The sequence below is a fragment of the Ruegeria sp. AM1 genome (assembly GCF_056540745.1).
In genome coordinates this window covers 190,726-203,520 of the sequence record NZ_JBQFXH010000003.1, presented here as the reverse complement: position 1 = coordinate 203,520, position 12,795 = coordinate 190,726, and the positions used below count along the sequence as shown (strand labels likewise).

Sequence of the window (12,795 nt, the reverse complement as noted above, 5' to 3'; positions counted from 1 at the left end):
CATGGCGATGGAAAAGACATTCAACGCGGCCGAGGCCGAGGCCCGCATCTACGAGGCCTGGGAACAGGCCGGAGCCTTCAAGGCAGGCGCGAACCGTTCGCGCGACGAAAGCTTTACCATAATGATCCCGCCGCCCAACGTGACAGGTGCTTTGCACGTGGGTCATGCGTTCAACAACACGCTGCAGGATATCCTGACCCGCTGGCACCGCATGCGCGGGTTCGACACGCTTTGGCAGCCCGGTCAGGACCATGCGGGCATTGCCACCCAGATGCAGGTGGAAAAGATGCTGGCGGCCACCCAGCAGCCCGGTCGGCGCGAGCTGGGACGCGAGGCATTTCTGGACAAGGTCTGGGAATGGAAAGGCGAATACGGCGGCACGATCATTGAGCAGTTGAAACGTTTGGGCTCGTCCTGTGATTGGTCGCGCAACGCCTTCACCATGGCGGGCGCGCCGCGCGATCCGCGTACGGGTCATGAGAATTCGGCCAATTTCCACGATGCGGTCATCAAAGTCTTCGTCGATATGTACGAAAAGGGCCTGATCTATCGCGGCAAGCGTCTGGTCAACTGGGACCCGCATTTTGAGACCGCAATCTCAGACCTCGAGGTCGAGAATATCGAAGTTGCGGGCCATATGTGGCACTTCAAATACCCGCTGGCGGGCGGCGAGACCTACACTTACGTCGAAAAAGACGAGGACGGGAATATCGTGCTTGAGGAAGAGCGCGACTATATTTCGATTGCCACCACGCGGCCCGAGACCATGCTGGGCGACGGCGCGGTTGCGGTGCATCCCTCGGACGAGCGGTACGCGCCAATTGTTGGAAAACTCTGCGAGATCCCGGTTGGCCCGAAAGAACACCGCCGCCAGATTCCGATCATCACTGATGACTACCCCGACCCCGATTTCGGCTCGGGCGCGGTGAAGATCACCGGCGCGCATGACTTCAACGACAACATGGTTGCCAAACGCGGCGGCATTCCGATGTACCGCCTGTTGGACACCAAAGGCGCGATGCGGGCGGATGGCGCGCCCTACGCCGAAGAGGCGGGCAAGGCGCAGGAATACGCGCGCGGCAAAGAGTTCACTGAAAACGAGATCGACGCGATCAACCTGATCCCCGATCACCTGCGTGGCCTCGACCGGTTCGAGGCAAGGGCGAAAGTGGTCGAAGAGATCACTAGTGACGGTTTGGCGGTCATGACCCGCGCGGATGATCCGCGTCTGGGATCGACCGCCTTGAAACCCGATCACGAAGGCGCGAATAAACTGGTGCCGCTGGTCGAGAGCAAACCGATCATGCAGCCTTTCGGCGACCGCTCAAAAGTCGTCATCGAGCCGATGTTCACCGATCAGTGGTTCGTTGACGCCGAAAAGGTCGTCGGCCCCGCGCTGGACGCGGTCAAGGACGGTACGGTCAAGATCATCCCCGAGGCGGGCGAGAAGACCTATTACCACTGGCTGGAAAACATCGAGCCCTGGTGCATCTCGCGCCAGCTTTGGTGGGGACATCAGATTCCGGTTTGGTATGGGCCTGAAAAGGAACTTCCAGATCCGTTCGACAAAGCCAAGGTCAAGCAGATCGCGTTCTGCGGGGCTAACGAACAAGAAGTCCTTGCCAAAGCACATGAGTACTACGGTCAAGACGTCGAGCTGGAGTTTGGTGAAGGCGGCTACGAATTTGTTGCTACTACGGATTCAGTGAACCTTGAAAAGGTGTACCTGCGCCGCGACCCCGACGTCCTCGACACGTGGTTCTCCTCCGGTCTCTGGCCTATCGGCACGCTGGGCTGGCCCGAACAGACCGAAGAACTGGAACGCTACTTCCCCACGGACGTTCTGATCACCGGCTTCGACATCCTGTTCTTCTGGGTCGCCCGGATGATGATGATGCAACTGGCTGTGGTCGATCAGATCCCGTTCCACACCGTCTACTTGCACCAGCTCGTCCGTGACGAGAAGGGCAAGAAGATGTCCAAGACCACCGGCAACGTCATCGACCCTCTGGAGATCGTGGACGAATTCGGCGCCGATGCGCTGCGCTTCACCAACGCCTCAATGGCGGCGATTGGCGGTGTGCTGAAACTGTCCCGCGAGCGCATCACCGGCTATCGCAACTTCGGCACCAAGCTTTGGAACGCCGTCCGTTTTGCCGAGATGAATGAGGTTTTCACCGACGCCGTGCCGCATCTGGATGTCGCTGACCTGAAACCCAAGGCGGCCGTGAATCGCTGGATCATCGGCGAAACCGCCCGCGTGCGGGAAGAGGTCGACGCAGCGCTGGAAAGCTATCGCTTCAACGACGCGGCCAACGGGCTTTATGCCTTTGTCTGGGGCAAGGTCTGCGACTGGTATGTGGAACTGTCCAAACCCCTGCTGCAGGGCGATGACGCCAAGGCGCAGGCCGAAACCCGCGCCACCATGCGCTGGGTTTTGGATCAGTGCATGGTCCTGCTACACCCGATCATGCCCTTCATCACCGAGGAACTCTGGGGCCTGACCGGCGACCGCGCGGAAATGGTCGTCCACGCCGACTGGCCGACCTATGGCACTGAACTGGTGGATGCAGAGGCAGATCGTGAGATGAACTGGGTGATCTCGGTGATCGAAAACACCCGCTCGGCCCGCGCGCAGATGCGGGTGCCTGCGGGGCTGTATGTGCCGATGCTGGTGACCGAGATCGACGACCACGGCAAGGCTGCTTGGGATCGCAATGAGGCCCTGATCAAACGTCTGGCGCGGATCGACAGCCTGACAGCGGCAGATCAACTGCCCAAAGGGACGATCTCGATCGCGGCCCCCGGCGCGTCCTTCGGGCTGCCGCTGGCCGATATCATCGACATCGGCGCAGAAAAAGAGCGGCTGGAGAAAGCCAAGGGCAAGCTGGCCAAGGAACTCGGCGGTCTGCGCGGACGGCTGAACAACCCCAAATTCGTGGCCTCGGCCCCGGAAGAAGTTGTTGCGGAAGCCAAAGCCAACCTTGCCGCGCGCGAGGAAGAAGAGGCGAAGCTGAACGAAGCTCTGGAGCGTCTGGCGGAAATCGCCTGATCGCGCCTTTAAGAAAACTGCAAAACCCGTCGGGTCCAAACCGGCGGGTTTTCTTGTTGGGGTGACGTTTTTTACCTTGTTCGCAGCGGCTTGCGATTGCTAGCAATCTCAGGAAACAACCTTGAGGCTGTGATGGCGCGCGCTTTCCCCCCGATGCAGACCGTATCCACCGGCCTGGTAGTGGCTGTCGTTGGTTTCTTCAGCTCGTTCCCGATTGTCCTGCAGGGACTGAACGCGATGGGCGCCTCGGCGGCAGAATCCGCATCCGGCCTGATGATGGCAGCGGTTGCTATGGGGCTGGCAGCGATTGTCCTTAGCCTTTGGTACAAGCTGCCGATCAGCGTGGCGTGGTCGACACCGGGCGTTGCGCTACTGGCCGTCTCTGCCACACCTGCCAACGGGTTTTCGGGCGCAGTTGGCGCGTTTCTCTGCGCCGGAGCGCTGACAGTGATTGCCGGGCTCTGGCGGCCACTCGGGCGGCTGGCAGCGGCAATCCCGACCACTCTGGCGCAGGCCATGCTGGGCGGTGTCTTGCTTCCCTTGTGCATCGTGCCGTTCAAAGCGGCCGTTGAACTGCCCTGGCAAGCGCTGCCGGTTATACTGACATGGTTCATCGCAGGCCGGATCAACCGGCTGGTGGCGGTTCCAGCGGCGGTGGTGGCTGCAGCCATCGTCGTCATCCTGAATGCCGGTGACAGCACAATCAAACCCGAGCAGTTGATTGCAGCCCCGGTCTGGACCATGCCGAGCTTTTCACTGGCCTCAGCCATCGGGATCGGCCTGCCCCTGTTCATCGTGACGATGGCCACGCAGAACATCCCCGGAATCGCGGTGATGCGCAGCTTTGGCTATACGCCTGACGCGGGCAAGATGTTCTCTGCCGTGGGTGGGGCCAGCATATTGTCTGCTCCATTTGGTGCGCCGGCGACATGTCTTGCAGCGATCACCGCTGCGATGTGTTCGAACGAGGATAGCCACCCCGACCCTGCGCTGCGCTATTGGTCAGCGATCATGGGGGGCGTGTTTTACTGCCTGTTCGGCATTTTCGCCATCGCCATCACTAGCTTTGCCGCCCATGCCGATCCTCTGCTGATGGGTACTCTGGCAGGCGTCGCGCTGATCGGCGTGATGGCCAACGCCACCTTCGCCGCGCTAGAGGTTCCGGCAGAGCGTGAAGCCGCCGTACTGACCTTTGCAATAACCGCATCGGGCATCACAACCTTTGGGCTCGGGGCAGCCGTCTGGGGGCTGGTCGTTGGCGGGCTTGTTTACGTTGTGGGCAAGCGCATGCGCTGAACGCTTTCGCGAGATACGCCGATAGCGTATGTTTGGTCTATGCTGAGATCATTTGGCAAACTGGTGGAACACCAGATCAAGAAGGCGCAGGCCGAGGGTCAGCTGGAGGGGCTGGAGGGCGAAGGCCACCCGCTGCCAGACCGCTCGTCCGAGGCGCAGACCGATCCAGCCCTGGCAGCCGGTCACCGGATCATGGCCCAGGCCGGAGTTTTGCCCGAAGAGTTTGATATCAAGAAACAGTTGGATGCCGCGCGCAAGGCTTATGCGATCCTTACCGATCCCGAGGATCGTAAGGTGGCGATGGCGGGCATCGCCGAGCTTGAGATGCGATACAACATGGCCCGCGATGCGCGGCGGGCGTTTATGCGCTAGCTTAAATCAGCAAAAGCCCGGCTGGACACTGAAATTGAGTTTTTTGACGGATCTTTCGCGTTGGCGAACTCATATCCGTCCGCCTGATGAATAGTGCCGAAGCTCAGTCCATTTTCTGCTGCTCGGGCGCAAAAAGCCGTCACGTCTTCTATATCAAAAACCAGTTTAACAGCAGCCTGCCCTTCGCGCGCGGATTTGGCGGCTGGATGCAGCAACAGATGTGCTCCTCCGGCGGGTGGAACAAGCTCGATAATGCGATCACCTGCCGCTTGCCGAGCGGCATAGCCGAAGTGTTCCTCATAAAAGCGCACCATCTCGTCGATACGCTTGGTATAAAGGATGATCCGCGTGATCGCCACCGACGTCATTTGAACTCGGGCTTGCGGCCCTGCATTTGGGCCATCACGACTTCCATCTGATCAGGCTTGCCGATCAGTTCGATTTGTTCAGCGGATTCCTCCAACAGAACTTCGGCGCGGGATTTGCTTTCAGCCACTTCAATCAGACGCTTGGCGGCGCGGATGGCTGAGGGGCTTTTGCCTGCGATGTCCTCGGCCAGCGCCCATGCCTCGGTCAGCGGATCGTCTGAGAGTTTGGTGACCAGCCCCCATTCGGCCGCCTGTGGGGCTCCGATGGGGCGGGCGGTGTATGTCAACAGGCGCAGCACGTCCGAGCGCACCAGTCGAGGCAGCAGGACCATTCCGCCCATATCAGGGATGATGCCCCATTTCATCTCCATCACCGCCAATTTGCTTTCGGGATGCGCGATGCGGATATCAGCCCCCAAAGCGATCTGCAGCCCACCGCCATAAGCCACGCCCTGAATGGCACAGATCACCGGCACAGGGACGCGCCGCCAGACCAACGCCAGTTCCTGCATCTCATTGGCATCCTCATGGCTACGGGCCATCAGCCACTCGGTCGGGTCTGTGTGGGCCATCGAGGCAAAGCTGGCCATGTCTAGCCCGGCGCAGAAACTCTTGCCCTCGCCCGACAGGACCACGGCGCGGGCGTCCGAGGCGGCGACCTCGGCCCCGGCGGACAGGATGGCCTTGATCATCGCGTCATCCAGCGCGTTCATCTTGTCGCCGCGCGTCAGCGTGACATGAGCGATGTGGTCCCTATAGTCGACTGATACGCGCGCCATGCAGGCCTCCTGAAACTGTTTCTTCGATATTGCCCTGCCCCGGTGGCCCGCGCCACCGCGACGTCAGGGCAGCTGCGACACCGGCAACCGTCCAAACCACGGGGAATCGAGCGTCATTACATAGAACTGATCCTCGGCAATCTGGCTGCTGGTGGTGATGCCCAGACGTCCATCAGGGTCCTGCAGGGTGCGCAGGACGGTGCCGTCGCCGTCGAACTGAACCACCATGCCGCGATGGATCGGTGCAGGCCGCACCATCGGACCCAGCCTCCAGATCACCTTGCGCAGAAACGGATAGGGCATCAGCTTTTCCGCCGGAACACGCGGGCTGGCAAACGCCATCCAGTAGGTGCCATCGCCCTGTGCCTTGAGGTTATCCGGATAGCCCGGCAGGTTATCGAGAAACAGTTCGGTTTCCCCCGCCTTGGGGCCGGTCAGCCAGTGTTTGTGTACCCGTGCCCGCCCGGTTTCAGCGATCAGCAGGAAGTCTTCGTCCGGCGAAAGTGCGACCCCATTGGTATAGACAAAACCCTCGGCGACTTTCTCAGTTTTACCGTCAGGCGTGTAGCGGGCGACATAGCCGGTGGGCGATTGCTCCCAAATCGTCATGACCGAGGTGGGTTTGGTACCCCCCATCGTCTCGGGGTCAAACCGGTCAGACGAGTTCGAGAAATAGACCGTGCCATCCCGCGCCACATCAAGGTTGTTGGCATAGATCACTGGTTCGCCGTTTATCTCGGCCACCAGCGTTTCCAGCGTGCCCGGCCCGGTCCAGCGCATCAGACCGCGAAAACTGTCGGCGATATACAACACGCCATCCGGCCCCGCCCTCAGGCCCAGCGGGCGCCCGCCCAGATCGTCGATCTCTTGCGGTGTGTCGCCGTCAATCCGGTAGAGTTTCCCCAAGAGGCTGGTGGTATAAACCGCACCATCGGGCAATATGGCGATGTCTTCGGGGCCGATCTCTCCATCCGGCAGGGTGATCAGCTGAAGTTTGTCCAATTCACTGTTCTCCACGAAATCACCGGTAAATCCGGGCGGTTCAGGCGGGTCATAAGCAACCGGAGCGACCGGGACGGGCCATAACATCAGATAGGCGAGCCCGATCACGAGCAGGATCAGAAGAATGCGCATGGAACCTCCGGCCAAGTCTGATCGCAGACTGCCGCCGAACGTGGCATCGCGCAAGGCTTGCCCAAGGGACAGGCTTGCGATTATCTGCGCCCATGACTGGACCCCGATACACTCCGCTTGCTTTATCCCTGCCTGCAACCGTGCCCTTTGTGGGGCCCGAAACACAGGAACGCCAGCGCGGCGCGCCGTTTGTGGCGCGGCTGGGCGCGAATGAGAGCATCTTTGGCCCGTCCCCGCGCGCCGTAGAGGCGATGCAGAGGGCGGCGGCTGACATCTGGATGTATGGCGATCCAGAAAACCACGATCTGCGCCATGCGTTGGCCGATTTCCATGGGATCGCGCCCGAGAATATCGTGGTGGGCGAAGGGATCGACGGGTTGCTGGGCTATCTGGTGCGGTTGATGATCGGGCCAGGCGATGCGGTGGTAACCTCGGACGGAGCTTATCCAACCTTCAACTATCATGTCGCCGGGTTTGGCGGGGTGCTGCACAAGGTGCCCTATCGCGATGACCATGAGGACCCGGACGCGCTGTTTGCCAAAGCGGCAGAGGTGGATGCCAAACTGGTTTATCTGGCCAATCCCGACAACCCGATGGGCAGTTGGCATTCCGGGGCAGATATCGTCGCGGCGATGGACGCTCTGCCCAAGGGCTGCTTGCTGGTTCTGGACGAGGCTTATGTGGAATGCGCACCGGACGGCACCGCCGCGCCGGTCGCCGCAGATGATCCGCGCGTGATCCGAATGCGCACCTTTTCAAAGGTTTACGGCATGGCAGGCGCGCGCGTTGGCTATGCGATTGGGACGCCCGAGTTGATTTCGTCTTTCAATAAGGTTCGTAATCATTTTGGCATGAACCGCGCGGCACAAGCCGGCGCGCTGGCGGCGCTGCAGGATCAGGGTTGGCTGGCACAGGTGCAGCAACAGATCACTGAGGCCCGCAAGCGCATCAGCGAGATCGCGTCAGAAAACGGGCTGACCCCTCTGCCCTCGGCCACCAATTTCGTAGCAATCGACTGCGGGCGCGATGTTGCGTTTGCCAAAGCTGTTCTGGACGCCTTAACCGCACAAGGTATCTTTGTGCGCATGCCGTTTGCAGCCCCCCAAAACCGCTGCATCCGTGTGAGTTGTGGTTCCGAGACTGACTTGGAGGCGTTTGCCAAGGCTTTGCCGCAGGCACTTGCAACGGCGCGTGCGGGTTGACCGAAACCAAGAGGATTGCCTACCACCCGTTCAGGCAAGCACTATGACCAGGTTCCAATGATTGAGAACAGCCATAAGACGGGCACGCGGGCGGTTCGTAGCCCTGCAACATGTTTCCCAGATATTCCAACCTGTTCGGCATGATCCGGCGAACAGCACTCTCGACCCCTGCAGGTAAACGACCCGGATGATAGATCATCGTCCACGCGAACAGGGCGCTTTCGGCGATGTCTTCCTTGTTTGGATTTTCAGCGGCATAAGTTGTGACAAAACCGCCGTCCGAAGCCTAAGCTTTCTGCCAGTCTGGATCGCTTGAAATGAGCGGATCCAAGGCGATGTGCGCGGTTTCATGAAATACCGTTTCATCGAGGTCATGCTCGGCCAACCTACGCTCGATAAGACCGTCGTATAACGTGAAAAACCGCCCGCGATCCTCGGCCCACGCGTTCCCGTCACCATCGAGAATATTCACATATTTTAACGCAGCCCTCATCGGGATAGGCAATCTGGATACCGAAGTCGCTGCGGCCAAGACGCTTTGCTGTGGGTTTCTGACATCAGGGTGGACATTGATCCGAATTTTCTGATCGGGGTAGCTCACGTCGAAATGCGACGCGCCTTCGACAAAAAGAACGTCGCGCCGTGGGTCATACATTTCAGTCCGACCGCCACTATTCTCTGAGATGGTCCAACAGGCCCCGGGATCATTTGACAGGATAAAATCCAGGTCGTTTGAAGCCACTGAATTTGGATACGGCGCCTGTGCCATCGCCAAAGCTGGCGCGCTGCTCAGAAGTATCGACACAAAGATACTTCAAAAAACTCTGCCCCAACTGGCAAAACATAACTGGCCAATATCCTTTGTGGATGCGCTCGGACAACGAACCGACGCCGAATTATTCGGTTGCCGCCAAAGCACCTGCGGCGACCTCAAGCGCGCCCTGCCCCCGCGGGATGTTCAATGCGGCCAGGCCTGTCTCGATGCCGCCCAGCAGCGCCATGATCATCTGACCATTCACGTGACCCATATGGCCAAGGCGGAAACACCCATCCTGATCCTCCATCCCCAGCCCGATGCCCAGCGTCAGGCCAAGATGGGCCTCGCAATAAGCGCGCAGCGATGTTCCGCGCCCCTCGGTCAGGCGCAGCGCGGTCACGGCATGGCTGCGATGGGCCCGGTCGGCGACATTTAGGTGCAGAGCGCCACCTTCGGCCCAAACCTCACAGGCGGCCCAGACGGCTTTGGCCAGCCTCTCATGGCGAGCCCAAACATGTTCCAGCCCCTCGGCGTGGATCAAATCCAACGCGGCGCGCAGGCCGTAGATATGGTGGGTCGGCGCGGTGCCGCCGAAATATTGGTAGAACCAGTCCGGCTGGCTGCGCGGGACCCAGTCCCAATATCCTGAAACGCGCGGCATGGTGGCCCGTTTGGCCTGGGCCTTATCGTTAAAAAAGACAAAGGACATGCCTGCGGGGGTCATCAGGCCCTTTTGGCAGGCGGTGACCATCACATCGACGCCCCAGGCATCCATCTGGAACCTATCGCATCCCAACGAGGCGATGCAGTCGGCCATCAGCAGAGCCGGATGGTCGAGGTCATCCAACAGCGCCCGCAATGCCGGAATGTCGTTGCGAACCGAGCTTGACGTGTCGACATGTACGGCAAGAACAGCCTTGATCCGGTGATCGGTGTCGGCCGTCAGCGCCTCGGCGATGCGGTCGATATCCCATGGGGCGGACATGCCGAAATCGATCACCTCGACGGATGCGCCAAGACGTTCGGCCATCTCGCCCCATCCATGGGTAAACCGGCCCGAGGCCGGAGCAAGGACAGTTTCGCCCGGGGCGATCACATTGGACAGGGCGGCCTCCCACGCGCCGTGGCCGTTTGAGATGTAAATGGCGACGTCGTGGCGTGTCCCCGCAACACGCAACAGATCGTCGACCAGTTGCGGCATCATATCAACCAATTCGCCCGCGTAGATATTGGGCGAGGGGCGGTGCATGGCCTGCAGCACCACATCAGGGATCACCGAAGGGCCGGGAATAGCAAGATATCCGCGCCCCTGCGACAAAGTCGTTTTTTGCGTCATATGGTAGGTCAACCTGTCTGAATTGCCGCCTACCCTAGCGCGCAGTGATGCCGCGTCAATCCGTCAGAGCAGCCGCATCGCGCGCGAGTTCTTCGATGCCGGCCCAGTCGCCCTGGCTCACCAACTGTTTCGGAGCGACCCAGCTGCCGCCCGCGCAGATGACGTTGGACAACGAGAGATAATCCATGGCGTTCGCCGGTGAGACACCACCGGTCGGACAGAAGCTAATCTGCGGCAGCGGCGCCCCGATGGCCTTGAGTGCAGGAGCACCGCCTGAGGCCTCGGCAGGGAAGAATTTCAGCATATCATAGCCCTTTTCCAACAGAGCCATCGCCTCGCTGGCGGTTGCCGCGCCGGGCAGCAGGGGTAAGCCTTCTGCCTCACAAGCTGCAATCAGGGCATCGGTCGCGCCTGGTGATACGCCGAACTGCGCGCCGGCGGCCTTGGCAGCACGGACATCTTCGGGCGTGACCAGCGTCCCTGCGCCGACAACACCGCCCGGCACATCGGCCATAGCGCGGATGGCATCCAGCGCGGCGGGAGTGCGCAGAGTGACCTCAAGCGCAGGCAACCCGCCTGCGACCAGTGCCTCGGCCAGCGGACGGGCCTGTGCGGCATCATCAACGACCAGAACCGGGACAATGGGTGCAAGCGCGCAGATTTCGCGCGTCTGTTGGGTTTTTGACATCACTTATGCTCCAAAAATACTGGCACCCGCATCGGCCGAGCCAACGGCGTTGCGGAAAGCGCCAAACAGATCGCGCCCGACACCGTGTTGATTGCCCGACAGATCAGCGGTTGCCGGGGTCCGGTCCAAGGCGCCAGGGGTCAGAATTTCCAGCGTGCCCTCTACGGCATCCACGCGCAGCAGATCCCCATCCTGCAAGCAGGCGATCGGGCCGCCGTCCAGCGCCTCGGGGACAACGTGGATCGCGGCGGGCACCTTGCCGGAAGCGCCAGACATGCGGCCGTCTGTGACCAGCGCCACCTTTTGCCCGCGCCCCTGCAGGATCGACAGCATCGGGGTCAGCGAATGCAGTTCGGGCATACCGTTGGCCTTGGGGCCCTGAAAGCGGACGACCACGATGATATCATCGGTGAACTCTCCGGCCTTGAAGGCGGCTTTGACTGCGTCCTGATCGTGGAATACGCGCACGGGCGCCTCGACCACCTGATGTTCAGGCGCAACGGCCGAGACTTTCATGACGCCGGTGCCCAGATTGCCGATCAGACGCGACAACCCGCCCGTGGGCTGGAACGGGTCCTGAGCCGGGCGCACGATCTTGTCGTTAAGGCTGTGGCCGGCGCCGTCTTCCCAAACCAGTTCGCCCTTTTTCAGCTTGGGCTCTTTGGTGTAGTTGTGCAGGCCCTGCCCGGCAACCGTGAGCGTGTCAGGGTGCAACAAACCGTTCTCGAGCAGCGTGCTGATCGTGAAACCCAGACCGCCTGCGGCGTGGAAATGATTCACATCGGCCAAGCCGTTGGGATAGACCCGCGCAACCAGCGGGACCACGGCGGAGATGTCGGAAAAGTCCTGCCAATCCAGCACGATACCACCTGCTCGTGCCATGGCGATCAGGTGGATCAGAAGGTTAGTGGATCCGCCTGTGGCCATCAGGCCGACGATGCCATTGACGAAGGCCCTTTCATCCAGAATCTGGCAGACCGGAGTATAGTGATTGCCCAGCGCGCTGAGCGACAGGGCCCGGCGCGCGCCTTCCTCGGTCAACGCATCGCGCAGGGGCGTGTTGGGGTTGATAAAGCTTGAGCCCGGCAGGTGCAGACCCATGAACTCCATCAGCATCTGGTTGGTGTTGGCGGTGCCGTAAAAGGTGCAGGTGCCGGGGCCGTGATAGGCGGCCATCTCAGCGGCCATCAACTCATCGCGGCCAATCTCTCCGGCGGCGAATTTCTGGCGGATCTTGGCTTTTTCGTCGTTCGGCAAACCACTGGTCATAGGGCCAGCGGGCAGGAAAACTGCGGGCAGGTGGCCAAAGGCCTGTGCGCCGATGACCAGACCGGGCACGATCTTGTCGCAGACCCCCAGAAACACAGCCGCGTCATAGGTGTTGTGGCTGAGCGCAACACCAGTCGCCAGCGCAATCACATCGCGGGAAAACAGCGACAGCTCCATCCCTGCCTCGCCCTGCGTGACGCCATCGCACATGGCGGGCACGCCGCCCGCGACCTGAGCCGTGCCACCCGCCGCCCGGATCGCATCGCGGATCAGGGCAGGATACTGCTCGAACGGCTGGTGCGCGGACAGCATGTCGTTATAGGCGGTGACAATCCCCAGATTGCCCGCCGTACCTGTGGCCATCGAAGCCTGATCCTCACCCGCACCGGCATAGGCATGGGCCTGACCGCTGCAGGATAGATGCGCGCGGGCCGGACCTTTGGATTTGGCCTGCTCCATCCGTTCCAGATGCGGGCCGCGTGAGGAGGCGCTGCGGTCAACAATACGTTTGGTGACGTCGGCAATAACTGTGTTGAGCATGA

The 12,795-nt window shown here is 60.9% G+C and carries 11 protein-coding genes; 4 read left to right on the top strand and 7 right to left on the bottom strand.

The window, feature by feature from the left end; translation table 11 throughout:
* The first annotated feature begins 1 nt into the window (after position 1).
* The 3 genes from ACR0I7_RS11415 to ACR0I7_RS11405 all read left to right on the top strand — a co-directional run bounded on the left by ACR0I7_RS11415 (position 2) and on the right by ACR0I7_RS11405 (position 4,720).
* On the top strand, positions 2-3,052 hold the full coding sequence (locus ACR0I7_RS11415; protein ID WP_480511068.1) for a valine--tRNA ligase: 3,051 nt from the start codon (positions 2-4) through the stop codon (positions 3,050-3,052).
* 132 nt (positions 3,053-3,184) lie between these two features.
* Complete coding sequence (locus ACR0I7_RS11410) at positions 3,185-4,348, top strand: benzoate/H(+) symporter BenE family transporter (RefSeq protein ID WP_480511066.1); 1,164 nt, start codon at positions 3,185-3,187, stop codon at positions 4,346-4,348.
* A 39-nt stretch (positions 4,349-4,387) separates the two neighbouring features.
* Complete coding sequence (locus ACR0I7_RS11405; RefSeq protein WP_480511064.1) at positions 4,388-4,720, top strand: DnaJ family domain-containing protein; 333 nt, start codon at positions 4,388-4,390, stop codon at positions 4,718-4,720.
* Here ACR0I7_RS11405 and ACR0I7_RS11400 read toward each other — a convergent pair.
* The 3 genes from ACR0I7_RS11400 to ACR0I7_RS11390 form a co-directional block, all read right to left on the bottom strand.
* A complete protein-coding gene (locus ACR0I7_RS11400) occupies positions 4,717-5,088 on the bottom strand; it encodes a VOC family protein (protein ID WP_480511062.1) in 372 nt (123 codons plus the stop codon). The genes ACR0I7_RS11405 and ACR0I7_RS11400 overlap by 4 nt on opposite strands.
* Positions 5,085-5,867, bottom strand: coding sequence for a crotonase/enoyl-CoA hydratase family protein (locus ACR0I7_RS11395; protein WP_480511061.1), 783 nt, complete (start codon positions 5,865-5,867; stop codon positions 5,085-5,087). The genes ACR0I7_RS11400 and ACR0I7_RS11395 overlap by 4 nt, the downstream gene beginning before the upstream one ends.
* Positions 5,868-5,930: 63 nt before the next feature.
* Positions 5,931-7,001: an SMP-30/gluconolactonase/LRE family protein gene (locus ACR0I7_RS11390; RefSeq protein WP_480511059.1), complete on the bottom strand. Its 1,071-nt coding sequence runs from the start codon at positions 6,999-7,001 to the stop codon at positions 5,931-5,933.
* A gap of 92 nt (positions 7,002-7,093) precedes the next feature.
* Between ACR0I7_RS11390 and ACR0I7_RS11385 the strand changes: the two genes are divergently transcribed.
* Entirely contained in the window at positions 7,094-8,203 is a 1,110-nt protein-coding gene (locus ACR0I7_RS11385) for a pyridoxal phosphate-dependent aminotransferase (RefSeq protein ID WP_480511058.1), read from the top strand.
* Between the two features lie 286 nt (positions 8,204-8,489).
* Here ACR0I7_RS11385 and ACR0I7_RS11380 read toward each other — a convergent pair whose 3' ends face one another.
* The 4 genes from ACR0I7_RS11380 to edd all read right to left on the bottom strand — a co-directional run bounded on the left by ACR0I7_RS11380 (position 8,490) and on the right by edd (position 12,793).
* Positions 8,490-8,972, bottom strand: a complete 483-nt coding sequence (locus ACR0I7_RS11380) for a hypothetical protein (RefSeq protein ID WP_480511056.1) — start codon at positions 8,970-8,972, stop codon at positions 8,490-8,492.
* Between the two features lie 127 nt (positions 8,973-9,099).
* On the bottom strand, positions 9,100-10,296 hold the full coding sequence (locus tag ACR0I7_RS11375; protein WP_480511055.1) for a pyridoxal-phosphate-dependent aminotransferase family protein: 1,197 nt from the start codon (positions 10,294-10,296) through the stop codon (positions 9,100-9,102).
* Positions 10,297-10,351: 55 nt separating this feature from the next.
* The gene (locus ACR0I7_RS11370; RefSeq protein ID WP_480511054.1) at positions 10,352-10,984 is read right to left on the bottom strand and encodes a bifunctional 4-hydroxy-2-oxoglutarate aldolase/2-dehydro-3-deoxy-phosphogluconate aldolase; all 633 of its coding nucleotides are present in this window, start codon (positions 10,982-10,984) and stop codon (positions 10,352-10,354) included.
* 3 nt (positions 10,985-10,987) lie between these two features.
* Complete coding sequence (edd, locus tag ACR0I7_RS11365) at positions 10,988-12,793, bottom strand: phosphogluconate dehydratase (RefSeq protein ID WP_480511052.1); 1,806 nt, start codon at positions 12,791-12,793, stop codon at positions 10,988-10,990.
* Between the last annotated feature and the right edge of the window lie 2 nt (positions 12,794-12,795).

Bases quoted from the DNA above. Each gene is read 5' to 3' on its own strand.
- ACR0I7_RS11415 (WP_480511068.1), top strand. From the start codon at position 2: ATGGCGATGGAAAAGACATTCAACGCGGCCGAGGCCGAGGCCCGCATC.
- ACR0I7_RS11410 (WP_480511066.1), top strand. From the start codon at position 3,185: ATGGCGCGCGCTTTCCCCCCGATGCAGACCGTATCCACCGGCCTGGTA.
- ACR0I7_RS11405 (WP_480511064.1), top strand. From the start codon at position 4,388: ATGCTGAGATCATTTGGCAAACTGGTGGAACACCAGATCAAGAAGGCG.
- ACR0I7_RS11400 (WP_480511062.1), bottom strand. From the start codon at position 5,088: ATGACGTCGGTGGCGATCACGCGGATCATCCTTTATACCAAGCGTATC.
- ACR0I7_RS11395 (WP_480511061.1), bottom strand. From the start codon at position 5,867: ATGGCGCGCGTATCAGTCGACTATAGGGACCACATCGCTCATGTCACG.
- ACR0I7_RS11390 (WP_480511059.1), bottom strand. From the start codon at position 7,001: ATGCGCATTCTTCTGATCCTGCTCGTGATCGGGCTCGCCTATCTGATG.
- ACR0I7_RS11385 (WP_480511058.1), top strand. From the start codon at position 7,094: ATGACTGGACCCCGATACACTCCGCTTGCTTTATCCCTGCCTGCAACC.
- ACR0I7_RS11380 (WP_480511056.1), bottom strand. From the start codon at position 8,972: ATGGCACAGGCGCCGTATCCAAATTCAGTGGCTTCAAACGACCTGGAT.
- ACR0I7_RS11375 (WP_480511055.1), bottom strand. From the start codon at position 10,296: ATGACGCAAAAAACGACTTTGTCGCAGGGGCGCGGATATCTTGCTATT.
- ACR0I7_RS11370 (WP_480511054.1), bottom strand. From the start codon at position 10,984: ATGTCAAAAACCCAACAGACGCGCGAAATCTGCGCGCTTGCACCCATT.
- edd (WP_480511052.1), bottom strand. From the start codon at position 12,793: ATGCTCAACACAGTTATTGCCGACGTCACCAAACGTATTGTTGACCGC.